Consider the following 24,965-nt stretch of genomic DNA (forward strand, 5'->3'; position numbering starts at 1 on the left):
AATAAGTCGTGACTGATCGCCCCCAAAATTAACCCCCATAGTAAAAAGGCGAAGCTATTATGCTTCGCCTTTTAGTCAATATGCGGTTACTTTTAGACTTGTGATGCTAACCACTGTGCCAAATCTGAACGGGAAACCTTTACATTTTGGGTAAAACGGTCAGGTAATGAAAGATAGCGAACCGGCCGTTTATGTGGCACGACATTTTGTGACATATAAGTCACTAACTGATCAACTAAATAACTATCTAGCGGTTGTGCGGTGGTTACTATCGCCACTGGTCTAGCGCCAAAATCATGATCATCTATTGGCAATACAATAACTTGGTTAACCGCAGCGTGTTGTAATAGTACCTGTTCAATATCTTCGGGTTGCACGTTTTCGCCACCGGAAATAAACATATTATCAGCACGACCACGAATAAATAATTCATCATCATGCCATTCGCCTAAATCTTTGGTCGCAAACCAATCATCGTCATCATCATAACCCAATAACGAAAAAATCGTATTATTGCGGTAATACCCTAAGCATAAGACTTTGCCACGCACCCAAATTTCACCATCACGTAAGATAAGCTCACGATTAGGTAAAACTGTCCCCACACCGGCACTGCTATTAGCACGTTTAGCGGTTATGGTTGATGCCATCTCTGTCATCCCATAACCACTCCAACATTCAATACCCGCTTGTTCTGCGGCTGTAGTTAAACTAACCGGAATCGTTGCACCACCTAATAACACTTGTTGTAACTGGTGCTGATGTGCGTATTCAGAATCAAGGAAGCGTTGCAATTGCGTTGGCACCAATGAAGCATGGCTCACCCATTGTAAGGCTTGTTGTTGTAATGCGGGTTCCACCAAAACGATACATGCACCACGGTATAACCACCGCCAAACAATCGCTAACCCTGAAATATGAAATAACGGCAGCGACAATAACCAACTATCGTCAGCGGTAAAGGTCATTTGCTTTAATAACCCACTCGCACTGGCTAAATGTGATTGTGGATGATGAACAACCGCCTTAGGTAAACCTGTCGATCCTGATGTTAACGTCAGTGAAACCGGACGGTGCTCTTGCCACATCACAGGAATAATACGTTCAGATGTTACAGCCGGATTTAAAGAAAGCGTATGCCCCGGCAATTGTTCTGCCGGATCTAACTCTGGACACCAGATGTGATTATTTTCCAATGCCGTTAACTGTTCAATTAACGCCTTAGAAGGCAGCTTAGGATTGAGGCCAACATAACGGGCACCAACACGAATAATGGCTAATAACAGCCACAACACGTCGATACTGTTTGGCGCAACCACCGCAACCAATTGATCACGCTTGACCCCTTGAGCCACAAGTCGTTGTGCATAAGTTTCAATATTGGCGGTAACTTCAATCCAATTCCACGTAACAGCCCCTGCGTTTGCATCACCTAATGCAATCGCAATCTCAGTTGGTCGTTGTTCGGCCCAATATTGCCAAGGCCACTTTTGAAATTCTGCTTTTATTTGTGCCATACCATGTCTAATTCAGATAAAGAAATCACTGGCAATTCACAATCAGGCCATGCCTGTATCAATTGAGCTTGGAATAATTGCATAGTGTCTAACCCAGGGATCACATTAGGCGTTTGCCATTGCGCTAAACGTGCCAACTGGTTTAAGCCTAAACTTGATTCAATGCTAGAGCTAATCACGGCGGTCAATCCAACGGCATGTGCTTGCTCAATCAATGAAATACAGCGCGCAAGAGAGCCAATTAGCGTCGGTTTAATAATAATGGCAGCAACACCCGGTTCTGCTTTCACTTCAAACCCAGCATCACGTACGGTCTCATCCCAAGCAATATTAATTCCAGTTTGTTGTGCAAACGCTAAACTGTCACTCGGTAAACGGCAAGGCTCTTCTAAAAAGGCAATCCCACTGCGATGTTCAGGCTTAACATACTTAGCAAATTGTTGTGCTTTTAGCGGTGTCCATTGACGATTAGCATCAAGTCGTAATTGCATATCCGGAATCGCTTCAAGTAGCATATTCGCCACAATGCCATCACGCACGGCTTCATACATACCCACTTTAATCTTAGCCACTTTATCGCCTGGCGTCTGATTAAACCGTTCCACTAAATCATCAGGATCACCACAACATAATGGTGCCACTAAATAATTACCCATAACCGGAAGTTCTGCGGCTAACTCAGCCATCGCACAACTAATGCCAAAAGCAACCGATGGAAAAGCTGACTCAAGATCAAGTGCTTCACCTGCAACCCATTGTGAGAGTAGCTGTTGTGCTTGCTCGCCCGCTTCTGTGGCAGTTTCAACACTAAATTCAGGTAATGGCGCAATTTCACCATAAGCTAATTGTTGATTTTGGCATAACTCAACCACCCAACCTTCACGTGTAATCAAACGTTGGTCTCGTAAAATAACCCCAGAATCCATTGGAAGTTGGTATTGAAATAACTTAGCGCTGCGCATTACATTTCCTTATATGGTGCTAAAGCTGAATTTAACGAATACTCTAGCCAGAAAACAGAGTCTCTTATTACTTTATAACGTTATGATTAATCAAGAAAGGCTAATAATGCTGTCGTAAAAGCAATAGGTTGTTCAATATGGATATTATGACCCGAATTATCAATAACCGTTACCGCTAAGCCACAAGCCAACGCTAAGTTTCGAAACTTAGTATCATGCTCACCGCACAGATAATGTATGGGTAGTGAAAGCTGTTGTAATTGAGGTAATAATTGTGGCTGTTTAGCCAGTGACGTTGCGAGCATCATTTTTGCAATTCCAGAGCCTAAATTATCACTCCGTTTAGCCACTAAATCCTGTCGTTGATCTACCGTCAGTGATGCAAAAACAGGTTGTTGATACCAATCTTGTAATACATCGACCAATGGCTGTTGTGCAAATCGTGCCGCCCAACGTTGATCGTGCTGATAACGCGGTTCTCGTTCAGCATCAGGTAATCCAAAATGCCCACCTTCAAGCAACACGTTAATTAATCGGGGTCCATTCGAGGATACAGATGAATTTGCCGCCAATGCACACGCATGATACATCGCTAAACGTGCGCCCATCGAATAACCAATCAGCACATAATCATTAACGCCACGTTGTTTTAAGGTCGCCATTAACGCTTGATGAATCGCCTCAAAGCCACCATCTCGTGCTTCGGTTGTCATTTCAGCATCAATAAACGCACTTAATCCATGGCCAGGCAAATCGATACTAATACACTGGTGGGTTGTCGACAGCTGACTAATGACATAACGCCAATCACGACCATTACCCAATAATCCATGTAAAAACACCAATGTCGGTTGATTAATATCGGCTTTAGTTCCAAAGGTTTCAGAATAAAGTAGCATGCTCAACCTCAGCAAAGAGAGTCTTTAACATTGATCCGGCTTCACCCGCTGGGGTTTTAATTTCAACTAAAGTTGTGCCTGCTTGTAATTGCCCTTCACGGATCGCCGTTTCAGCCGCGGCCAATGATGTTGGTGCGCAATACTGTAAGCCAAACATCGCCGCCGCATGGCTAAACTCAAACCCATGTGGCATACGATAAAAATCATCTTTTTGCTGATCAGGCACAGGCAACATATCAAAAATACCACCACCATCATTATTGGTCACAATAATAACAATCGGGTATTGCTGTTGATGTAATAATGCCAATGAATTGAGATCATAAAGTAGTGAAGTATCGCCGATCAAACACACTAAGGGTGCTTTACGTGCTCGCTGTACACCTGCGGTAGTCGCAATTAAACCATCAATGCCCGATGCACCACGATTAGCAAATGTCGCAGTTAAAGGTAATTTAGCGCACATATCCAATAATCGAACAATCATGCTATTACCTAAAAACAATTCGGTCTGAGGTTCAATCCAATCCATCACATTTGCCGCTAATCCCAACTCTGAAAAATGGGTACTGTGTGCGGTCACAATATCAAAATAACGCTGTGATGCTTCAACCAACGGCTGTGCCCAGTGTGAAGATGCTGATTCTGTTCTTAAGGCTATTGCTGCTTGCGCCCACGCTTCAATATTGGCTTGAATACGTTGGCTACGACGATGATTGGGATCCAATCGACCCGCTAATGGATCAATCAATAAAAAAGACTGCCACGCATGATGACCAATCAGCTGTAATAGCCGTTTTGAAACAATACGACCACCAAATTGCAGTAATACTTGTGCTTGTTGAAGCTGATGTTGGCAGGCAGCGTTTTGTAACCACCCATCAAAACCTGCAAAATCACTGCTGCCACCCGCTTGTGGATCCACCAGCAATGGCCAGCCTAACGTAGAGGCCAATTGTTGCACCGTTTTAAGCTCACTCGCTGCCAATCGACCCGCAACAATCACCCCTTTTTGAGCACACAATGTTTGCCATTGAGTCGAATCAATTGTTGCTGTCGCAGAAGATAGCACTGCGTGGTGTTGGCAATAGGGTGTAGCGTCCTGCTGCCATTGAGCAACAGGCGCAAGATACTCACTAAAATCAACATCATCGCCATACAGTGGTTCAGGATAATGGCAGTTAAAATGTACCGAACCACCCTGTAATTGTTGTTGCTGCATCACATCATCAACAGCACACAACAACCAATTAGGGTCAATATCCAAACTCGGACTAGGTACATCTAAAAAATGGCTCACATGATCAGAAAAGATCCCATGTTGACGAATCGCTTGATTAGCACCACATTGAATTAATTCAGCGGGGCGATCAGAGGTTAACAGTACCAGTTTTTCACCAGTAAGCCCTGTTTCAGCCACTGCGGGTAATAAATTCGCGACCGCAGTACCCGATGTCACAATAACGGCAACCGGAGATTGAGATGCTTTAGCTAAACCTAAAGCTAAAAAACCCAAACCTCTTTCATCAAAATGGGTATGAATCGTCAGCTGAGTTAATTTCGCCGCCGCTAACGTCAATGGTGTCGAACGAGATCCCGGCGCAATACAGACATGTTGCACACCCAGTCTGATTAACTCTTCAAGCATTAAGCTTGCCCAGCAACCATTTAATGCAGCTCGGTATGATTGGCTCGTTGCTAATGGTGGCTGTATCATGCGCTTTTATATCCCATCTTATCCATAATCTTACCGTCATCAGAACACGGTTGTTCAAACAAACTACACAAGGTTGATGTTTTACGATCAAGCTCTTTCCATTCACTGTCAGCTACTGAACCGGGAACAATGCCAGCACCCGCAAACAAATGTAAATCATCGCCACTGATCATTGCGCTCCGTATCGCCACACAAAATTCACTGTGTTGTTGACCAATATAGCCCACAGCACCACTATACCAACCACGAGCAAAGGGTTCATGTTCCGCAATAAAATGTAATGCAGCATCCCGAGGTAAGCCCGCAATGGCAGCGGTTGGCTGTAAGCTGTCAAGTAAATCGGCGCTCAATACCGCATCATTAAGTTGACCATCAATGCTACGTTTTAAATGCTGCACTTTACGTAACTGCACTAATTCAGGCACAGGAGAGACATTCATCGACTCACACTGTGGAACCAAACGTCCAACAATATCATCAACCACTAAACGATTTTCATAGCGATTTTTAGTATCCGCTAACAACCACTGAGCCAATTGTTGATCTTCTTGACTATCCGCCCCTCGGCCAATCGTGCCTGCCAGTGCTTCCGTTTGTAAAGCGCGATCATGGCGTTGAAATAATCGTTCTGGTGTTGAGCCGACAAAACAATGCCCAGCATCTAGCGCCATCAAAAAATGGAAACTATTACTATTACTGCCACGACTGGCTTTGAGTAATTGTGCAGGTAACACCGGATGATCAAGTTGCAATGTTGTCCGTCGAGCCAACACCACTTTTTCAAATTCATTATTCGCAATCCCTGTTAAAGCTTGATCAATCATGGTTGACCAACGATCAAAATCAGGGCTATAACTACGACTTAGAATACGACTATCAATATCAGTCACCGCTTCAGGATGCATTTCGATTTTTTGTAGCATTGCTAACATGCGTGGCTTATCGTCACTCATATTGGCGGCAAGATGCCACTCACCATCTAAACGAATAATCTCAAGCAATGGCAAAAAGAAAAAAGAGGAAAGGCAACGACGATTACGATCGGTATGACCATCAAAAGAACGTCCACCCCATACCCGCTGATCATCAGTAATGACTTGTTCAGCAATTAAGGGATCGGTAAACGTTTTAACCTGCCCCAAAGCAACCACTTCCTCACGACAATCTCGAGATTGCCAATAGAATTTAGGAAATAACGTTTGAGCAGCCATCCAATCAATTAAATCAGTATTGGCAGGCAGTTCTAGTTTCACTAGTAATCGTTGTGTTGTTATTGATGCTTGTTTAATTTTAGTAATCAATAAAGCAACGGCTTGTTGTAACGCAGTCAAGATAACCTCGCTCAGCTAAATATCACCAATACGGCTCATCCCTGGCTGAAAGATAAAAATATGCCAATCATGGACATACTTGGTTCTTTGCTGAATATAATCATATTTTTAATGGTTATCTAACGAGACAAGCATTAATTATCAGCAAAGAATAATAATCTGGGTATTCTACCTCACTCGATAGCATCTGACTAATGAAGTAACGTCATTCCTTTTGGCTATATTTCAGCATAAATAGCTGAACCTAAATAACAACTCTAGTCGATAACACAGCCAGTATGGGCTTGAAATAACACAAAAAACTATTTTACAAAATTTTATGCTAAAAGGTGTTCCTTTAAACTGGTTTTATAGTGTAATTTGTGAGGATACCAAAAATCATCATCAGGAAAGTATTATATGCAAAATTTCGGGATGTCATCCAAGCTCAATAATGTTTGTTATGATATACGTGGTCCCGTTCTTAAGCATGCTAAACGCATGGAAGAAGAAGGCCAAAAGATACTTAAACTTAATATTGGCAATCCAGCGCCATTTGGGTTTGATGCCCCTGATGAAATTCTGGTTGATGTGATCCGTAACTTGCCAACATCGCAAGGTTACTGTGACTCAAAAGGTATTTACCCTGCACGTAAAGCCGTTGTTCAACATTATCAAAAATGTGGTTTATTAGACATTGACGTTGAAGATGTTTTTATCGGTAATGGTGTATCAGAATTAATTGTGATGGCGATGCAAGCATTGCTCAATCATAAAGATGAAATTTTAGTACCGTCTCCTGATTATCCATTATGGACTGCTGCCGTGTCACTTTCTGGTGGTACCGCCGTGCATTATACCTGTGATGAGCAATCTGATTGGTACCCAGATCTTGACGATATCAAGAAAAAAATCGGGCCTCATACACGTGGTATCGTACTGATCAACCCTAATAACCCAACTGGCGCTGTTTATAGCCGTGAATTTTTATTAGAAATCGTTGAAATTGCACGTCAGCACAATCTGATCATTTTTGCCGATGAAATCTACGATAAAATTTTGTATGACGGCGCAAAGCATACTTCAATTGCCCCATTAGCCCCTGATGTATTCTGTATTACGTTCAATGGCTTATCTAAATCATACCGCGTGTGTGGTTTCCGTGCGGGTTGGATGGTACTTTCTGGCGCAAAACATAAAGCGAAAGGCTATATTGAAGGCCTAGAAATGCTGTCTTCTATGCGTTTATGTGCCAACGTACCGATGCAACATGCGATTCAAACAGCATTGGGCGGTTATCAGAGTATCAATGAATTGATTTTACCCGGCGGACGCTTATTAGAACAACGCGATAAAGTCTATGATCTGTTGACTCAAATCCCTGGGGTTTCATGTGTAAAGCCTAAAGGCGCACTGTACTTATTTCCAAAATTAGATCAAAAGAAATTCAATATTATTGATGACCAACGCTTTGCTATGGATTTCTTACTGCAAGAAAAAGTCTTAGTGGTTCACGGAACGGGCTTTAACTGGAAACAACCGGATCACTTCCGTATTGTTACCTTACCTCGAGTTGATGATCTTGAACTTGCAATGGTGCGTTTAGAGCGCTTCCTGCATAGTTATCGTCAATAACAACCACGATAATAATACCGTTAAATAACACCGCTCATTAGCCTCGATTTCTATCGAGGCTTTTCTTTATTTGCACAGTTAAACCATTCACAACTAATTCCCCCACCAAGCCAACAGTATTGGTATACTCAAGCCATCAGTATTTTAGCTATAAGGGAAATATCCCATGGAAAAGAGCCATTTTTTTGCGCATCTAGCACGCATGCGTTTAATTCAACGCTGGCCATTAATGCGCAGTGTTGAAACTGAAAATATTTCAGAACACAGTCTCCAAGTTGCTTTTGTTGCTCACGCACTGGCACTGATTAAAAACCGTAAGTTTGGCGGCAATGTTAACCCTGAACGTATCGCGTTATTAGGCATGTTTCATGATGTCAGCGAAGTGATCACGGGCGACATGCCAACCCCAATAAAATACTTCAATCCCACCATTGCCGAAGAATATAAAAAAATCGAACTGGCCGCAGAGCAAAAACTACTGTCAATGTTACCGAAAGAATTTCATGAGGATTATGCACCGCTACTTGATAGCCATAAGCTCGATCCTGAAAATGCAGCCATCGTCAAACAAGCTGATACCCTATGTGCTTATCTCAAATGTTTAGAAGAATTAAGTGCGGGTAATCATGAATTTACTAAAGCAAAGAAACGCCTTGAGGAAACCTTAACGGCACGTAGAACGCCAGAAATGGACTATTTTCTTACCACCTTTGCTGATAGTTTTAATTTAACGCTAGATGAGATCAGCTAATGACCGCTTTTATTATTGATCCTTGCTGGCAACAACGTCATAGCGACGAACAAAAAATGCGCCGTGATGATCATCGCTCGGCCTATCAACGTGATCGCGCACGCATCTTACACTCAGCCGCATTTCGTCGTCTGCAAGCCAAAACCCAAGTGCATGGCGCTGGCAATCACGATTTCTATCGTACCCGCTTAACCCATTCCCTTGAAGCTTCACAAATCGGCACCGGCATTGTGGCTCAACTAAAATTAAAACAACCACAATTTCATTCGTTATTAGCCTCAACCAGCTTAATGGAAAGTCTTTGTCTGGCGCATGATATTGGTCATCCCCCGTTTGGTCATGGTGGTGAAGTCGCATTAAATTACATGATGCGCAATCACGGGGGTTTTGAAGGTAATGCACAAACCTTTCGTATTGTCACCTTACTAGAACCTTATACCGAACATTACGGTATGAATCTCTCGCGACGTACGTTATTAGGGTTACTTAAATACCCGGCATTATTAAGTCAAACCACCGCGACAGAACGACCTAGTGATGTGATGAACTTTCGTCATTTAAAAGCCAAACTGTGGCATCCTGCGAAAGGCATTTATGATGATGACAAAACCGTCTTTGATTGGGTGTTAGCGCCATTGTCTGAACATGATAGACAACTGTTTAAGCAAATGCGTAATCACGCGCCATTACCGCATCAGCATAATAAAACCCGCTTTAAATCACTTGATTGTTCAATCATGGAGTTAGCCGACGATATTGCTTATGGGGTCCATGATCTTGAAGATGCCATTGTGATGGGTATTGTTAACCGCGAACAATGGCAAGAAGCTGTCGCATCAAAAATTGCCGAATGTGGTGATCCGTGGTTAGAACAACGTATTGGTGAAATAAGCGAACATATGTTTGCTAGCCATCACCAGCGTAAAGATGCTATTGGCGCGCTAGTTAATGCTTTATTGACCTCAATTGAAATCGCACCAACACTGCAAGATGGCTTACACAGTTTTGAAGAGCCACTATTAAAGTGGAATGCATTTCTGTCGCCCGCAATGGAAAAATCGCTTAATGTACTAAAACAATTTGTCAGTGATTATGTGGTTAAAAAACCTGAGATTCAGTTACTAGAATATAAAGGCCAGCAATTAATCATGGAATTGTTTGATGCCTTTGCGTCAGATCCTGAACGGTTATTACCAGAGGCTACTCGTCAACATTGGCAACGAGCAGTAGATAAAGGTGATAATGATATGCGGATCATTGCCGATTATATTTCAAGCATGACCGATGGCTTTTCGCAGCGGCTTTACAATACCCTATTTCAACCCTCAATCATGATGGAAATAGGCAGTGAGGGGCATGGAGTTTAGTGGGAGACTCTACAACACGCGGGTAGTAGATTCCCTATCTCGTTCGTAACCTCACTGTAGGGAATGACGATTATATTGAGCTCTAATACTCGCAAACTCGTTCCTGCTCTTCCTCGTAACTCGTTCCTGCTCTTCCTCGTAACTCGTCCCTTCTTCTCACAAATAATTCTTCTCAAATACCCCGTGCGGCATATGCTTGATCTGAAAATCTATCATGTGATTAAAGGTTGCTAACAACGGCGCAAATTTATCACCATCAGCTTCAAATGCAGACAAGGCTAAATACCCGGCCTCTACCGTTGATACACCCTGCTCTTTAGATGATTTACGAATACGGTAATTACCGCTATCAGCATTGTCTAAATTAACCAAGGGAAGGTGATGTAAATTTGTTGCAAGCAACCACATCTTATAGGCTTTTTTCCACGTACCATCTAATAAAATAACCGTTTGTAGACGCTGCTTATTCGCTGTTGTTGCAACGGTTGAAATAGGTATTGAACCTTCACCAGGATAAACAACATACACATCACGTTCAGGATCAGCCAATAAGCTGTTGAGTTCATCATTATTAGAAAAATCTTCTCCTACCCAAAGTCGGCTATTTGGTAAGGAAAGTGATAATATTCTTGCCGTACCTATTGCACGTTTAATTTCTGATGGGTGCTGTAAGATCCAAATTTCCGTTGTTGCTGTGATGTTTTCGATCCAGTGGCAAATACAGGCTTTTTTTGCCTTACCACAGTATTCACAATACCGACTCATTGAGGTTGCCTTGTCTATTCGCAATTACATTATTATCGCATTAATTATAGGGATTATTGCTCAAATCCCACAACTTCAACCACTGCTAGTGTGGGATCGCCAAGCGATACTCAATGGTGAAGTATGGCGGATCCTAACAGGAAATATTACCCATACCAACTGGATCCACCTTGCTATGAATGCAAGTGCATTTGTTATTATTAGCTTTATTTTTCGTGCTCACTTTGATCCAATCCGCTACAGCGTATTAATTTTAAGCCTTAGTACCATTATTGGTATTGGACTGTTTGCCACGCAAATTAGCTGGTACGCTGGCTTTTCAGGCGTATTACATGGTTTGTTTGCTTGGGGAGCCATTCGTGACATTCAAACCAAAACCAAAGGCGGTTGGTTATTATTGTTAGGACTTATTGCAAAGATAAGTTGGGAGCAATGCTTTGGCGGCTCGGCAAGTTCAGCGGAACTGATTGGGGTACAAGTTGCAACCCAAGCTCATTTAATTGGCGCTATATCTGGTGTAATTATTGCCTTAATCACAGCACCAAAAAATAAAATCTAGAGAATAACAATAATACAAAAAACGACAGGCGCCATGCCTGTCGTGATAGATAAAACTCGAATTATTAATAATTACAGCTTAATTCGGTTACGGTTTTTATCTACTGTTGAAGTACCAATACCTTTTACCTTCACAAGATCATCAACAGATGCAAACTTGCCATATTTCATACGATATTGAATAATATTTTCTGCTTTATCCGGCCCAATTCCTACCAATAATTTATCAAGCTGTTCTGCATTGGCATCATTAATATTAACAATAATATCAATACCTTTGTGCTGATCTGGATTGGCATAGGTTATCGGTGCTAATGCTAATGTTCCTGCTACAACGATGGCTTTAAACAACTGATATTTTATTGTCATATTCATTCCGTTTCTCGTTAAGGTGAATACGAATAATATGCAATAAAATTACTATTGTAATAAAAATCACCAATCTTTAAGTAAAAAAAAGACGGGACACACAAGACGACCCGTCTATTTACATTACAGTTTCAATTAATCTTTCGATTCGTCTTGCATTGGATAGCTAATCTCTGCTGATTCACGCAATGTTTTTAGCGTGGCAGCAAGATCTTCTTGAGCAAACATTTGCCCAATTTGCTCTGCAAACTGACCATCTACTTTTTCGCCAGCCAACTTCATGGTAACAACTTTATCAAGTGCGATAATTTCAACGTTACCGTTGTTATCACGAGCGATACCGTAAGTTGCTTTACCCGTTGCTGGTTTAGGTAAACTAAATGCGACATTTGAAATGTTCACATTTGGACCTGAACGATTAATTGTTTGTTCGCCAGAGAAGCTTAAGCCGTCTTTAGCAACAATATCATTCTTACCTTTACGTAAGTCTGCCATGATTTCATCAGCTTTAGCTTGTGCTTGTTGTTCACCTTTTTGGCTCGCAACCATTGCATTCACTTTTGCCGCAACATCTTTAAATGGTAATACAGCTTCTGCACGAGCATCATCAACACGAACAACAATCACATGTTCAGGACCTAACTCAATCACATCTGAGTTCATACCATCATCATGAACTTCTGGACTTTGTAGTGTTTCTTGAACTTGCTTGTTTGCCAATACACCTTTTTCATCAGCCGGTGTTATATAGCCCGTATGAATAATTTTCGCATCAACAGCTTCAGCGGTTGCATCCAATGAATCTGGTGATTCAAAAGCAACTTCAGCAAGCTTACTTTTCAGCTTATAGAACTCATCGGCAGCTTGTTGTTGTTGTAGTTCAGCAATAATTTTTGCTTTAACATCAGCAAATGGTTTTACTTTTCCAGCTTTAATGCCATCAAGTAAAATGATGTGGTAACCAAATGATGATTTCACAAGGCCAGACATGTCACCCGGTTTTGCAAGAGCAAAAGCTTCTTGTTCAAACGCAGGATCCATCATGCCTTTAGTAAACCATTCTAATTTACCACCATCTTTAGCACTGAATGTATCATCAGATGATTGTTTGGCAACTTCAGCAAAATTAGCGCCGCTCTGTAACTTGGCAAGTAGCGCTTCAGCTTTCGCTTTGGCAGCTGTCGTATCGCCTTTAATTAAGATATGACTAACTTCACGCTCTTCAGCAGAACTAAACTTAGTTTGATTATCTTTATAGTACGTTTCAGCAGCTTGCTCTGATACTTTAATATCTTTGGTCAAGCCTTTATCTGATAGCTCAACATAAGACACTTTAATTTGTGCAGGTCGAGTGAACAAGTTAGGGTTTTGATCGTAAAAATCTTGTGCTTCTTTATCTGTTACTTTTACTTTTTGAGTAAAGTCAGCAAGGTTCAGCGTTAATGTACGAACAACACGTTGTTGTGATTCAAGCTTACGCAACTCATCAGCTTCGTCAGTTAACACAAAGTCACTGCCTTGTAATGCTGAAAGGAATTGCTGACGTAGCATGTCTTTACGAATCGTTTCTGCAAACTGATCAGGTGTAAAGCCTGCACGACGTAATGCCATGTTGTATTGCTCGTTATTGAAGACACCATTAACGGCAAAAGCGGGCATTGCAAGAATTTCTTGTTTTACTTGTTCATTACTAACACTAAGACCAAGTTTATTTGCACGTTGTTGAATAAGTTCATCATTCACCATACGATCTAATACACTTTGACGGAATTGCTTCACATAAGCAGGATCGCTCATCAAAGTTGAAAAGTAATCGCCCATACGCTGCTGCATACGGTTACGTTCATTTTGGTAAACTTGCTCAAACTGACGTTGGCTAATATCTTTACCGTTAATCTTTGCAGCAACTTGCTCATTTCCACTCGCCAGATAACTGCCGACGCCAGCAAATACAAAAGATAAAATAATTAGGCTTAGAATAATCTTAACCCAGATGCTGTTAGCGCCTTCGCGCAATCGCTCCATCATAATCTGCCGTCTCTCCTACTGTTCGATCTGGCTCGGTTCGAACTACTATCAAATTAATGCACAATGCTACTGACATCACCATGATGACCGCACCATACTATTTACTACATGTTATATAACAACAACTGAATAGACACTGCTATATCAATAACCTTGTTTTAATTAACTTAGCTTTATCAATATAGATAACCTGTGACAGATAAGCCACACTCAGCACAGAGAATTGTTACATAAACTCAATTAAACAACACTATAATGAATATCTCACGAAATATCAGTTGTAGTCTGTTGTTATGAGGCTATTTATAGGTAAAAAAAACGCATCAACCGATGCGCTTTGATTGTACCGAACGAGTATACCCTTTCCGGTCACAATTTTTAAGCCATGAAAACATGACAAAATAATGGCACAACGACCATTATTATTTTAGTTTACAGAATCTTTAAGCGCTTTACCTGGTTTAAAACCAGGTACTTTTGCCGCTGCAATTTGGATTTCTGCACCTGTTTGTGGATTACGGCCAGTACGTGCTGCACGCTCACGAACAGAAAAAGTACCAAAACCAACTAATGCAACTTGATCACCGCTTGTTAGTGTTTCGGTTACCGTTTCAATGAATGCATCAAGAGCACGGCCAGCAGATGCTTTAGAAATATCAGCACTTTCTGCGATTTTATCAACTAGTTGAGTTTTGTTCACAATTAGATCCTCTGAATGAACCTTGATTACAACGCGATATTTATATAGATACTCGCAAAACAGTAATCAAATAAAAACATTATGGCTTTGATAGCGAATTTAAAATAACTATCAAGGCTTAAAATTAGTTCGCATAACGCGATTAGATGTACCTTATAGCCACACAAAAAAACGCTGACAAGTTTTTTAATCTTGAAAGCGTTTTTTCTTTAACTAATTTAGCTCTAGGTCACTATTTTGTACATTAACAAGCTCAATGCCGGTCGGATTATTCTGTAATGCCAACATGAGCACTTCATCAATCCAACGTACTGGACGCACATCCAAATCAGCAATAACATTCTCAGGAATTTCTTCTAGATCACGTTCGTTTTCTTTTGGAATAAGTACAGTCTTAATGCCACCACGGTGTGCCGCTAATAGTTTCTCTTTCAAGCCACCAATCGGTAAGACTTCACCACGTAACGTGATTTCACCCGTCATTGCAACATCAGCACGTACAGGGTTACCCGTTAAGCTTGAGACCAAAGCGGTGCACATAGCGATACCCGCACTTGGACCATCTTTTGGTGTTGCACCTTCAGGTACGTGAACATGAATATCGCGTTTTTCATAAAAATCGCTCGCAATACCTAAACGTTCAGCGCGACTACGTACCACTGTCATTGCTGCCTGAATAGATTCTTGCATCACATCGCCCAAAGAACCGGTGTAGGTTAGTTTACCTTTACCCGGCATAGACTCGGTTTCGATCGTTAATAAATCGCCACCAACTTCTGTCCATGCTAGACCCGTTACTTGACCAACACGGTTACTTTCGTCAGCTTTACCATAATCGCAACGCTGCACACCTAAATAATCTTTAAGGTTATCTTGGCTAATAGAAACGTGTTTAATGTCTTTGTTCAATAAAATTTCTTTCACCGCTTTACGGCATAATTTAGAAATTTCACGCTCAAGACTACGTACACCCGCTTCACGAGTATAGTAACGAATGATACCCATCAATGCTGAGTCTTCAATCGTTAACTCACTCGGCTTTAATCCATTACGTTGGATTTGCTTATCAACTAAGTGATTTTTTGCAATATTCAGTTTCTCGTCTTCGGTATAACCAGAAAGACGAATCACTTCCATACGATCAAGCAATGGCCCAGGAATATTCATTGAATTCGACGTTGCAACAAACATGACATCAGATAAGTCGTAGTCAACTTCTAAGTAATGATCGTTAAACGAACTATTCTGCTCAGGATCTAATACTTCTAGTAATGCTGAAGCGGGATCGCCACGCATATCAGAAGACATCTTGTCAATTTCATCCAATAGGAACAGTGGGTTTTTCACTTCCACTTTTGCCATTTTCTGAATTAACTTACCCGGCATTGAACCAATGTAAGTACGACGATGTCCACGAATTTCCGCTTCATCACGTACACCACCTAATGCCATCCGCACGTACTTACGTCCCGTTGCAGCAGCAATAGATTGACCTAGCGAGGTTTTACCCACACCAGGAGGTCCAACAAGACAAAGGATCGGACCTTTCAGTTTATTGACACGGCTTTGAACGGCTAAATACTCAAGAATACGTTCTTTAACACGATCTAAACCATAGTGATCAGCGTTAAGAATTTCTTCTGCTTTAGCAAGACTCTTCTTCACTTTAGAACGCTTATGCCAAGGCACACTTAGCATCCAATCGATGTAGCCACGAACAACAGTTGCTTCCGCTGACATCGGCGACATCATCTTCAGTTTTTGTAGTTCTTGCTCGGTTTTTTCACGTGCTTCAGCGGGCATCTTAGATGCATCAATCTTTAACTTTAACGCTTCAAATTCATCTGGCGCGTCATCAAGCTCACCCAGTTCTTTCTGGATAGCTTTCATTTGTTCGTTAAGATAGTACTCACGCTGACTCTTTTCCATCTGCTTTTTAACGCGTCCACGGATACGTTTTTCAACTTGCAGCAGATCGATTTCAGATTCCATCATTGCCATCAAGAACTCTAATCGTTCTGTGATATCAACAATTTCAAGTACTTTTTGCTTATCCGCTAATTTCAATGGCATATGCGCTGCGATGGTGTCAGCCAAACGCGCAGCATCATCAATACCATTCAACGATGTTAAGACTTCAGGTGGAATTTTTTTATTAAGTTTGATGAACCCTTCAAACTGACTTATTGCCGTTCGAACGAGAACTTCTTGCTCACGCTCATCCATTTCTGGCGTAACCAAAAATTCAGCATTTGCAGTAAAAAACTCATCATCCGTTAAATCTTCAACCTTGGCACGCTGTTGGCCTTCAACCAACACTTTTACCGTACCATCAGGTAGTTTCAATAATTGAAGAATCGTTGCAACTGTACCAACATCATAAAGATCAGTGATCGACGGTTCGTCTGTGGCTGCTTCTTTTTGAGCGACCAACAGAATCTGTTTATTGTTTTCCATTGCCGACTCTAGGCAACGAATTGATTTTTCCCGGCCCACAAACAATGGAATAACCATATGAGGGTATACCACTACATCACGTAGAGGTAGAACCGGGATCTCAAGGCGCTCAGAACGCTCCAGGTTCATATTCTTCTCTCTTCCTGTCCAGACTAATCGTATTAAATAACTTGGCTGGATACAGCATAGTTACTTAATACGATTAGAGTTAGCTTATATTGAGTATATGGGGGTAAAGCATCAAGTTTCAATGTATGAAATGTCAGAAAATAAAAAAGGAGGCAAAAGCCTCCCTTTTTTAGCTTTTATGTGCAGATGTTGAGCACTTACTCAGCACTAGCCGCTTCTTGTGGTTCTGTATTTTCGAAAATCAGTAATGGTTCTGACTCACCGTTAATTACAGACTCATCAATCACAACTTTACTGATACCTTCTAAAGACGGAAGCTCATACATGGTATCAAGTAATACTGCTTCAACAATAGAACGCAGGCCACGAGCTCCTGTTTTACGCTCCATCGCTTTTTTAGCAATAGCAATCAACGCATCATCGCGGAATTCTAATTCAACGTTTTCAAGCGCTAACAATGCTGCATACTGTTTAGTAAGGGCATTTTTAGGCTCACGTAAAATTTGAACTAACGCATCTTGGTCAAGTTCACCAAGTGTTGCGGTAACAGGTAGACGACCGATGAATTCTGGAATTAAACCGTATTTCACCAAATCTTGTGGTTCAACTTTCTTAAACAAATCACTGAGTGTGTCTGTTTGATCTTTTGAACGAACATCAGCACCGAAACCGATGCCTGTACCTGTTGCTACACGTTGCTCAACCACTTTATCTAGGCCTGCAAATGCACCACCACAGATAAATAAGATCTTAGAAGTATCAACTTGTAAGAACTCTTGTTGAGGATGCTTACGACCACCTTGTGGTGGAACAGAAGCAACAGTACCTTCGATCAGCTTCAGCAATGCTTGCTGAACGCCTTCACCTGATACATCACGTGTAATTGATGGATTATCTGACTTACGTGAGATCTTATCGATCTCATCGATATAGACAATACCGCGTTCGGCTTTGGCTACGTCATAATCACATTTTTGTAGCAACTTCTGAATGATGTTTTCAACGTCTTCACCAACATAACCCGCTTCAGTTAATGTTGTTGCGTCAGCCATTGTAAACGGAACATCAAGCATACGCGCTAGTGTCTCAGCTAATAATGTTTTACCACTACCAGTTGGACCAATAAGTAGGATGTTACTCTTACCTAATTCAACGCCATCACTATTTTTATCGCCATTACGTAGACGCTTATAGTGATTGTATACAGCAACAGCCAGCACTTTTTTAGCGTGTGATTGGCCGATGACATAATCATCTAAGTTGTTACGAATTTGTTGTGGTGTCGGCAGCTCGTCGCTATCGCTTTTCGTCATCACTTCTTTGATTTCTTCGCGAATAATGTCGTTGCATAAATCAACGCACTCATCACAAATATAAACAGAAGGACCGGCAATTAGCTTGCGAACTTCATGCTGACTTTTGCCACAGAAAGAGCAGTAAAGTAGCTTGCTGCTACTTCCCTCTTTGCGCTTATCTGTCATTCGCTAACCTCTTTATTGGGGTATCCCATCATTGTCTTGTCTTGAGTGTATAACAAGTCGACTTATTTTGCTTTACTAAACCCGCATCGCGAATTGCAAAATAAAACGGTTTAATCACGCTTACTCAATACAGAATCAACTAGACCGTACTCTACTGCCTGATCAGCAGACATAAAGTTATCACGATCGGTATCACGCTCAATAATCTCTAACGGTTGACCCGTATGCTCAGCCAATAATCCATTTAAACGTTGTTTAATCGTTAGAATTTCTTGAGCATGGATTTGAATATCCGATGCTTGGCCTTGGAAACCACCTAATGGTTGGTGGATCATCACGCGAGAATTAGGTAGGCAATAACGCTTACCTTGAGCACCGCCTGCCAATAGGAATGCACCCATTGAACATGCTTGACCCATACATACTGTACTTACATTTGGTTTAATAAACTGCATGGTGTCATAAATTGACATACCCGCAGTTACAGAACCGCCTGGAGAGTTAATGTAAAGGAAAATGTCTTTGTCTGGGTTCTCAGACTCCAAAAATAGCAGCTGGGCTACAACTAAGTTAGCCATATGATCTTCAACCTGACCGGTTAAGAAAATCACACGCTCTTTTAGGAGACGGGAATAAATATCGTAAGAACGCTCACCACGAGAAGTCTGCTCGACCACCATCGGTACCAGCGCATCCATAATCGGTGACATGCCGTTTTGTGCTTGGTAGCTCATAATCTTATTTCCCTAAAATAAATGGCCCGAATGAAAATATTCACACGGACCATTGTTAGCAGAAGACTTGAGAGAATGTCAAATCTCTACAGCAATTTCAGTAAATTAAGCAGCAGGATTCATTAGATCGTTGAAGCTAACTTCTTTATCTGAAACCTGAGCTTTAGCTAGAAGTGCATCAATTGCTTGCTCTTCTAAAGCAACGTTGCGCATATTGTTCATTAGCTGCTCGTTGCTTGCGTAGTATTTAACTACTTCAGTTGGATCTTCGTATGCAGAAGCCATTTCAGCGATGATTGCGCTAACACGCTCTTCGTCTGCTGCTAGTTCTTCAGCTTTAATTACTTCACCAACTAATAGGCCAACAACTACACGACGCTTAGCTTGCTCTTCGAACAATTCACGTGGTAGTTCAGGCATGTTCTTAGCATCGCCGCCAAAACGTTGTGCTGCTTGCTTACGTAGTGCTTCAATTTCTTGATCGATAAGCGCAGTAGGAACTGTGATGTCGTTTTGCTCAACAAGACCGTTAAGAACTTGATCTTTAATACGACCTTTAACAGCTTGCTTAAGCTCACGTTCCATGTTCTTACGAACTTCAGTCTTAAGACCTTCAACAGAACCGTCTTCAACGCCGAACTTAGCAACGAACTCTTCAGTTAGTTCAGGTAGCTGTTGTGCTTCAACTTTATGAAGAGTGATAGCAAACGCTGCTGACTTACCTTTTAGGTTTTCTGCATGGTATTCTTCAGGGAAAGTTACTTCGATAGTAAACTCTTCGCCTGCTTTATGACCAACAACACCTTCTTCGAAACCAGGGATCATACGACCTTGGCCCATAGCAAGTGCGAAACCTTCAGCTTTACCGCCGTCGAATACTTCGCCATCGATAGTACCAACGAAATCAATAGTTACACGGCTATCTGCTTCAGCTGCTGCTTCAACATCAGTCCAAGTAGCTTGTTGCTTACGTAGTGTATCTAGCATGCCGTCAACGTCAGCGTCAGTTACTGTAACAACTGGCTTCTCAACAACAACTTTATCTAGACCAACAAGTTCGATCTCTGGGAAAACTTCAAAAGAAGCTTTAAATACTAAATCTTTACCTTCAGCAATTTCTACTGGAGTGAAAGTTGGCGCACCCGCTGGATTGATCTTTTCTTTAACGATAGCTTCGATAAAGTGACGGTGCATTACTTCACCTAGGATGTCTTGACGTACAGAAGCGCCAAACATTTTAGCAACCATCTTCATTGGTGCTTTACCTGGGCGGAAACCGTCGAAACGACGAGTTTTAGCAATTTTACGTAATTCAGCAGCAACTGCATTTTCAATGTTTGCAGCAGGCACTGTAATAGTTAGGTGGCGTTCTAGACCTTCAGTGGTTTCAACGGTAACTTGCATTATATTTAACCTCAAAACTTACTCAGCTTTTCTGAGTGATGTTGCCGAACAGCCATTTACTGACGGTGGCATCCTTTCATGTTACAGCTCGAAAACCATAACGCCTAAATTCTTTCTTCAAGATTCTGATAGTAGGTCACCTACTTATCAGAGCGCGCTATTATAACGACACGTAAGCGTGACGTCGAGGTAGATACCTTAAACGCGAGCGATCTCTTTAACTGTTTTACAAGATAGGGGCTATAAATATCATTTCAAGGGGAAAAATGAAAAAAATCGTCCTAAAACCGCTTTTTTTGGTTTAAATGTTGGAAAAACGAGCTAATTAGAAAAAATTTCAACAATAGAGATTAAAGGAATAAAGAAAAAGCATAGATGATAAAAGAATAAAAACAGGAAAATAACAAAAGGAGGTAGATGAAAAATAACGAGGAGTTAGTGGTGCGCCCTGCAGGATTCGAACCTGCGACCACATACTTAGAAGGTACGTGCTCTATCCAACTGAGCTAAGGGCGCATCATTAATGTAACTTGATGTTACGCAGCGAATTATACGTAGCTATAAAGTAAGGTCAATCTCTTTACTCTATTTTTTATGTTTCAAGCAACTGACTGGTTAAAGATACAACAAAAACCCCATCTTTGATGATATTTTCCAAAGAAACAACCGCTCACCACGACGGTTTCGTTTCATTATTCCAGCGATCTTTTCATCATTCATTATCTTACTAACACTTAAGTCCTCACACTATTTCAGCACAAAACAAAATAGCAATCGTTTGCTCGATAGCTATTCCATTTATAATCTGCCACAATATTGACGTTGATACGTTCAACCAACATAACAAAGGATCACCATGAGCGCTCAAATTATTGATGGGAAAATCATATCCCAAACTGTACGACAAGAAGTTGCAGCAAGAGTAAAAGCACGCACCGATGCCGGATTACGCGCACCCGGATTAGCGGTTGTTCTCGTCGGTCAAGATCCAGCCTCGCAGATCTACGTTGGTAGCAAACGCAAAGCATGTGAGGAAGTCGGCTTTATTTCAAAATCATTTGATTTACCGAGCACGGCATCTGAACAACAATTACTCGATTTAATTGATGAACTCAATCAAGACCCAGCAATGGATGGCATTTTAGTTCAATTGCCCTTACCTGCGGGTATGGACTGTACTCGAATTCTTGAACGCATTGATCCAGAAAAAGATGTTGATGGATTCCATCCTTATAATGTCGGTCGCCTGAGCCAACGTATTCCTAAATTACGTTCATGTACCCCAAAAGGCATTATCACACTGCTTGAACGTTATAATATTGAGGTTCGTGGAAAGCATGCGGTTATTGTTGGCGCATCAAATATTGTCGGACGCCCAATGACACTAGAGTTATTGCTAGCAGGAGCAACCACAACAACGTGTCATCGCTTTACGCAAGATCTCGAAGGTCATATTCGCCAAGCTGATATTTTAGTCGTGGCAGTGGGTAAACCCAATTTTATTCCGGGTAACTGGATTAAAGAAGGTGCAACTGTCATTGATGTGGGTATTAATCGCCTTGAAAATGGCAAGTTATGTGGTGATGTTGAATTTGATGTTGCTTGTCAACGTGCGAAGCACATTACCCCAGTACCTGGCGGTGTAGGACCAATGACAGTAGCTACGTTAATTGAAAATACCTTACTTGCCTGTGAACAATACCATTCAGCATAAATAAACTGATTAGCGAAGCTATAATCATGAAAGATACAAAAAGCGAGTAGCAACATACTCGCTTTTTTATTTGTACTAATCTTTGTTTTTAATTAAATCTGTATTTTCAATACTGACTTTTACTTGTTTACCGAGCAAATTAATCAGCATAAATGATCGTTTTTCACCATCCGCTTCCTGATAAATTGCATCAAGGCCTTTAAATTTACCTTGTTCTAAAATTAATTTATCACCTTGCTGAGGCAATGATTCAAACATCTCTTTATATGAGTCATTATCTTCATTTAACATCAAATTATAAACAAGTTCTTCACTGACAATTTGTGGCATCGCCCCTTGACGAATAAAGTCAGCAACCCCACGCGTTGAACGCACGGTTGTAAAACTTAATAGTTCAGGATCAAATGTCACAAAAATATAGCTAGGAAATAATGGTTCATAGCATTCACAACGTTTACCACGAACAATTTTTTCTACCACAACCTGAGGGTAATAACATTCAGCCCCTTGACGATCAAGATTGATCACTGCGCGCTCTTGTTCACTGCGCTTACAATAAAGTAGATACCAATCTTTCATTATCAACCTCAATAAAATCTTAACTTTTATTAGTATATACAAAATCAATCCTGATTTACATCTCTCGCCTGAGCCCTACCTTGTTGGTTATTAACCGCCTTTATATTCTATGGTTATATGTTTACACAGAACTATTAGCTAATATCTATCACTGAAATTGTAACATCTATGAATATTCTCAACTGATGATATAAGCACCTAAGATAAACACAAAAAACAACATAAAAACCTAAGTTAGGGTTGTAAAATAGTGTAAGATACAGCTTTCGGTAATGAAATTTAATTTTTCATAATTGGACACTAAACACACAATTACTTATTTATCAATTTGTTATAATGTTTTATTATTGTTTGCTAAATGTAAAAACTTGCAGTTAAATATATTGTGCTTTATAAACCTATATGAATGAGCAAACACACTAATTAAAATAAAATAGAGAATCCTATGAGTCATAATAGTAGTGGTACCCTTCTGGGCCACCCAAAAGGCTTGTTCCTTTTATTTGGAACAGAGCTATGGGAACGCTTTTCTTATTACGCTATGCGAGCAATTCTGGTTTTATATCTAACAGATAAAACCATTAATGGCGGTCTTGGGTGGACCACAGAAGAAGCGCTTAACTTATACGGTATCTACACTGGCTTAGTTTACTTTACCCCTCTTATAGGTGGTTGGATTGCCGACAACATTTTAGGTCAACGTCGCTCTATAATTATAGGCGGCACATTAATGGCAATTGGCCAATTTACACTAGCATTGCCTCATAGCATGATTGATCCCAATGCTGTTACTGTCTTTTACGTTGGCTTAACGTTCCTGATTATTGGTAATGGTTTATTTAAACCAAATATCTCAACCATGGTCGGTGATTTATACTCTGCTGGTGATAACCGTCGCGACGGTGCTTTCACTATTTTCTACATGGGAATTAACATTGGCTCATTACTAGCAGGTGTTATCGCAGGTACAGCATCAGCAGTATATGGTTGGAAAGCTGGCTTTCTATGCGCAGGCGTAGGTATGTTAATGAGCCTATTAATTCAATTGTTCTTTGCTCAACGTTATTTAGGCGATATTGGTAAAGTACCAGCTGCCGTACGTGACGCAGCAAATAATGCTAGCGGCAAGAAAGAACCATTAACTAAAATTGAGCGTGATCGCTTAAAAGTAATTTTAGTGATGTCTACTTTTGTTATCGTATTCTGGGCTGGCTTTGAACAAGCTGGCGGCCTAATGAATATTTACTCGCAAGAATACACTAACCGTATGATTGGTAACTTTGAAGTACCAGCAGCATGGTTCCAATCACTGAACCCATTCTTTATTATTCTATGTGCTCCACTACTTGCTGCACTATGGGTTAAAATGGGAAAAAGCGAGCCTAACTCACCAGTTAAATTTGCGTTAGCAATGTTCTCTCTTGCACTAGGTTTTGCGTGTATGATCGGCGCAGCTTTAGAGCAAAATGGCGACATGACCGTTAAAACATCAATGATGTGGCTAGTCGGCGCTTATTTCTTCCATACAATTGGTGAACTATGTTTATCACCTATTGGCTTATCAATGATCACCAAATTGGCACCGCTACGTCTTGCATCATTAATGATGGGTGCATGGTTTGGTGCTAATGCTATCGCGAACTATATCGCGGGTGTTGTTGGTGCAAGTATCGGTAAAGCGGGTCCATTAGCGATCTTCTCTGGTATTGCGATTACTGCGGTTATTGCTGGCGTATTGTTACTATTATTCTCGAACAAATTGATCTCGTGGATGCATGGTGCTGAAGGCGAAGCAGATAACAATGATAGTGATGTTAAACCACAACCTGCAAATGCTTAATGCTTAATGCTTAATGCTTAATGCTGATTTAACATAAACAAAAAAGAGG

20 protein-coding genes and 1 tRNA gene are annotated in these 24,965 nt (G+C 41.0%); 6 read left to right on the forward strand and 15 right to left on the reverse strand.

All coding sequences use genetic code 11. The features are described from left to right. Positions 1 to 92: 92 nt before the first annotated feature. From menE to C9J51_RS07005, 5 genes are all read right to left on the reverse strand, one after another. On the reverse strand, positions 93 to 1,517 hold the full coding sequence (menE, locus tag C9J51_RS06985) for an o-succinylbenzoate--CoA ligase (protein WP_045039910.1): 1,425 nt from the start codon (positions 1,515 to 1,517) through the stop codon (positions 93 to 95). Then, entirely contained in the window at positions 1,505 to 2,479 is a 975-nt protein-coding gene (gene menC, locus C9J51_RS06990) for an o-succinylbenzoate synthase (protein WP_045035717.1), read from the reverse strand. Before menC ends, menE begins: the two co-directional genes overlap by 13 nt. An 86-nt stretch (positions 2,480 to 2,565) precedes the next feature. After that, on the reverse strand, positions 2,566 to 3,378 hold the full coding sequence (gene menH / locus C9J51_RS06995) for a 2-succinyl-6-hydroxy-2,4-cyclohexadiene-1-carboxylate synthase (RefSeq protein WP_045039911.1): 813 nt from the start codon (positions 3,376 to 3,378) through the stop codon (positions 2,566 to 2,568). Continuing rightward, entirely contained in the window at positions 3,362 to 5,095 is a 1,734-nt protein-coding gene (gene menD / locus C9J51_RS07000) for a 2-succinyl-5-enolpyruvyl-6-hydroxy-3-cyclohexene-1-carboxylic-acid synthase (protein ID WP_181314806.1), read from the reverse strand. Before menD ends, menH begins: the two co-directional genes overlap by 17 nt. Beyond that, complete coding sequence (locus C9J51_RS07005; RefSeq protein WP_045035714.1) at positions 5,092 to 6,426, reverse strand: isochorismate synthase; 1,335 nt, start codon at positions 6,424 to 6,426, stop codon at positions 5,092 to 5,094. Before C9J51_RS07005 ends, menD begins: the two co-directional genes overlap by 4 nt. A 399-nt stretch (positions 6,427 to 6,825) precedes the next feature. Here C9J51_RS07005 and C9J51_RS07010 point away from each other — a divergent pair, with 399 nt between their 5' ends. The 3 genes from C9J51_RS07010 (at position 6,826) to C9J51_RS07020 (ending at position 10,158) form a co-directional block, all read left to right on the forward strand. After that, the gene (locus C9J51_RS07010; RefSeq protein WP_107274928.1) at positions 6,826 to 8,040 is read left to right on the forward strand and encodes a pyridoxal phosphate-dependent aminotransferase; all 1,215 of its coding nucleotides are present in this window, start codon (positions 6,826 to 6,828) and stop codon (positions 8,038 to 8,040) included. Between the two features lie 166 nt (positions 8,041 to 8,206). Beyond that, on the forward strand, positions 8,207 to 8,791 hold the full coding sequence (gene yfbR / locus C9J51_RS07015) for a 5'-deoxynucleotidase (RefSeq protein ID WP_107180419.1): 585 nt from the start codon (positions 8,207 to 8,209) through the stop codon (positions 8,789 to 8,791). Continuing rightward, a complete protein-coding gene (locus C9J51_RS07020) occupies positions 8,791 to 10,158 on the forward strand; it encodes an anti-phage deoxyguanosine triphosphatase (RefSeq protein WP_045039912.1) in 1,368 nt (455 codons plus the stop codon). Before yfbR ends, C9J51_RS07020 begins: the two co-directional genes overlap by 1 nt. Before the next feature lie 156 nt (positions 10,159 to 10,314). Here the strand turns inward: C9J51_RS07020 and C9J51_RS07025 are convergent, their stop codons facing one another. After that, a complete protein-coding gene (locus tag C9J51_RS07025) occupies positions 10,315 to 10,923 on the reverse strand; it encodes a tRNA-uridine aminocarboxypropyltransferase (RefSeq protein ID WP_045035711.1) in 609 nt (202 codons plus the stop codon). Positions 10,924 to 10,933: 10 nt separating this feature from the next. Between C9J51_RS07025 and rrtA the strand changes: the two genes are divergently transcribed. Then, positions 10,934 to 11,482, forward strand: a complete 549-nt coding sequence (gene rrtA, locus C9J51_RS07030; protein ID WP_052667968.1) for a rhombosortase — start codon at positions 10,934 to 10,936, stop codon at positions 11,480 to 11,482. A gap of 71 nt (positions 11,483 to 11,553) precedes the next feature. Here the strand turns inward: rrtA and C9J51_RS07035 are convergent, their stop codons facing one another. The 8 genes from C9J51_RS07035 to C9J51_RS07070 all read right to left on the reverse strand — a co-directional run bounded on the left by C9J51_RS07035 (position 11,554) and on the right by C9J51_RS07070 (position 21,299). After that, positions 11,554 to 11,856, reverse strand: a complete 303-nt coding sequence (locus C9J51_RS07035; RefSeq protein ID WP_045035710.1) for a ComEA family DNA-binding protein — start codon at positions 11,854 to 11,856, stop codon at positions 11,554 to 11,556. Between the two features lie 129 nt (positions 11,857 to 11,985). Further along, entirely contained in the window at positions 11,986 to 13,878 is a 1,893-nt protein-coding gene (gene ppiD, locus C9J51_RS07040; protein WP_045039913.1) for a peptidylprolyl isomerase, read from the reverse strand. Between the two features lie 427 nt (positions 13,879 to 14,305). Next, positions 14,306 to 14,578 (reverse strand): nucleoid-associated protein HU-beta, encoded by a 273-nt coding sequence (gene hupB / locus C9J51_RS07045; RefSeq protein WP_045035708.1) that lies wholly within the window; start codon positions 14,576 to 14,578, stop codon positions 14,306 to 14,308. 213 nt (positions 14,579 to 14,791) lie between these two features. Further along, on the reverse strand, positions 14,792 to 17,164 hold the full coding sequence (lon, locus tag C9J51_RS07050) for an endopeptidase La (RefSeq protein ID WP_045039914.1): 2,373 nt from the start codon (positions 17,162 to 17,164) through the stop codon (positions 14,792 to 14,794). A gap of 197 nt (positions 17,165 to 17,361) precedes the next feature. Further along, a complete protein-coding gene (clpX, locus tag C9J51_RS07055; protein ID WP_045035706.1) occupies positions 17,362 to 18,645 on the reverse strand; it encodes an ATP-dependent protease ATP-binding subunit ClpX in 1,284 nt (427 codons plus the stop codon). Between the two features lie 110 nt (positions 18,646 to 18,755). Beyond that, the gene (gene clpP, locus C9J51_RS07060; protein ID WP_045027680.1) at positions 18,756 to 19,379 is read right to left on the reverse strand and encodes an ATP-dependent Clp endopeptidase proteolytic subunit ClpP; all 624 of its coding nucleotides are present in this window, start codon (positions 19,377 to 19,379) and stop codon (positions 18,756 to 18,758) included. Positions 19,380 to 19,484: 105 nt separating this feature from the next. Further along, entirely contained in the window at positions 19,485 to 20,783 is a 1,299-nt protein-coding gene (gene tig / locus C9J51_RS07065; protein WP_045039915.1) for a trigger factor, read from the reverse strand. Positions 20,784 to 21,222: 439 nt separating this feature from the next. Then, positions 21,223 to 21,299, reverse strand: a tRNA-Arg gene (locus C9J51_RS07070). A gap of 340 nt (positions 21,300 to 21,639) precedes the next feature. On the opposite strand from C9J51_RS07070, the gene folD reads away from it, so the two are divergent. After that, positions 21,640 to 22,497 (forward strand): bifunctional methylenetetrahydrofolate dehydrogenase/methenyltetrahydrofolate cyclohydrolase FolD, encoded by an 858-nt coding sequence (folD, locus tag C9J51_RS07075; RefSeq protein WP_045035704.1) that lies wholly within the window; start codon positions 21,640 to 21,642, stop codon positions 22,495 to 22,497. 75 nt (positions 22,498 to 22,572) lie between these two features. Here folD and rfaH read toward each other — a convergent pair whose 3' ends face one another. Further along, a complete protein-coding gene (gene rfaH / locus C9J51_RS07080; RefSeq protein WP_045035703.1) occupies positions 22,573 to 23,076 on the reverse strand; it encodes a transcription/translation regulatory transformer protein RfaH in 504 nt (167 codons plus the stop codon). 445 nt (positions 23,077 to 23,521) lie between these two features. Here rfaH and C9J51_RS07085 point away from each other — a divergent pair, with 445 nt between their 5' ends. After that, complete coding sequence (locus C9J51_RS07085; protein ID WP_045035702.1) at positions 23,522 to 24,916, forward strand: peptide MFS transporter; 1,395 nt, start codon at positions 23,522 to 23,524, stop codon at positions 24,914 to 24,916. Positions 24,917 to 24,965: the final 49 nt, after the last annotated feature.

The organism is Photobacterium iliopiscarium (genome assembly GCF_003026395.1).
Classification (GTDB): Bacteria; Pseudomonadota; Gammaproteobacteria; order Enterobacterales; family Vibrionaceae; genus Photobacterium; species Photobacterium iliopiscarium.

Bases quoted from the DNA above. Each gene is read 5' to 3' on its own strand.
- clpX (WP_045035706.1), bottom strand. From the start codon at position 18,645: ATGACAGATAAGCGCAAAGAGGGAAGTAGCAGCAAGCTACTTTACTGC.
- menC (WP_045035717.1), bottom strand. From the start codon at position 2,479: ATGCGCAGCGCTAAGTTATTTCAATACCAACTTCCAATGGATTCTGGG.
- C9J51_RS07025 (WP_045035711.1), bottom strand. From the start codon at position 10,923: ATGAGTCGGTATTGTGAATACTGTGGTAAGGCAAAAAAAGCCTGTATT.
- C9J51_RS07035 (WP_045035710.1), bottom strand. From the start codon at position 11,856: ATGAATATGACAATAAAATATCAGTTGTTTAAAGCCATCGTTGTAGCA.
- menH (WP_045039911.1), bottom strand. From the start codon at position 3,378: ATGCTACTTTATTCTGAAACCTTTGGAACTAAAGCCGATATTAATCAA.
- yfbR (WP_107180419.1), top strand. From the start codon at position 8,207: ATGGAAAAGAGCCATTTTTTTGCGCATCTAGCACGCATGCGTTTAATT.
- tig (WP_045039915.1), bottom strand. From the start codon at position 20,783: ATGCAAGTTACCGTTGAAACCACTGAAGGTCTAGAACGCCACCTAACT.
- folD (WP_045035704.1), top strand. From the start codon at position 21,640: ATGAGCGCTCAAATTATTGATGGGAAAATCATATCCCAAACTGTACGA.
- C9J51_RS07020 (WP_045039912.1), top strand. From the start codon at position 8,791: ATGACCGCTTTTATTATTGATCCTTGCTGGCAACAACGTCATAGCGAC.
- rfaH (WP_045035703.1), bottom strand. From the start codon at position 23,076: ATGAAAGATTGGTATCTACTTTATTGTAAGCGCAGTGAACAAGAGCGC.
- menE (WP_045039910.1), bottom strand. From the start codon at position 1,517: ATGGCACAAATAAAAGCAGAATTTCAAAAGTGGCCTTGGCAATATTGG.
- menD (WP_181314806.1), bottom strand. From the start codon at position 5,095: ATGATACAGCCACCATTAGCAACGAGCCAATCATACCGAGCTGCATTA.
- C9J51_RS07010 (WP_107274928.1), top strand. From the start codon at position 6,826: ATGCAAAATTTCGGGATGTCATCCAAGCTCAATAATGTTTGTTATGAT.
- lon (WP_045039914.1), bottom strand. From the start codon at position 17,164: ATGAACCTGGAGCGTTCTGAGCGCCTTGAGATCCCGGTTCTACCTCTA.
- ppiD (WP_045039913.1), bottom strand. From the start codon at position 13,878: ATGATGGAGCGATTGCGCGAAGGCGCTAACAGCATCTGGGTTAAGATT.
- C9J51_RS07085 (WP_045035702.1), top strand. From the start codon at position 23,522: ATGAGTCATAATAGTAGTGGTACCCTTCTGGGCCACCCAAAAGGCTTG.
- clpP (WP_045027680.1), bottom strand. From the start codon at position 19,379: ATGAGCTACCAAGCACAAAACGGCATGTCACCGATTATGGATGCGCTG.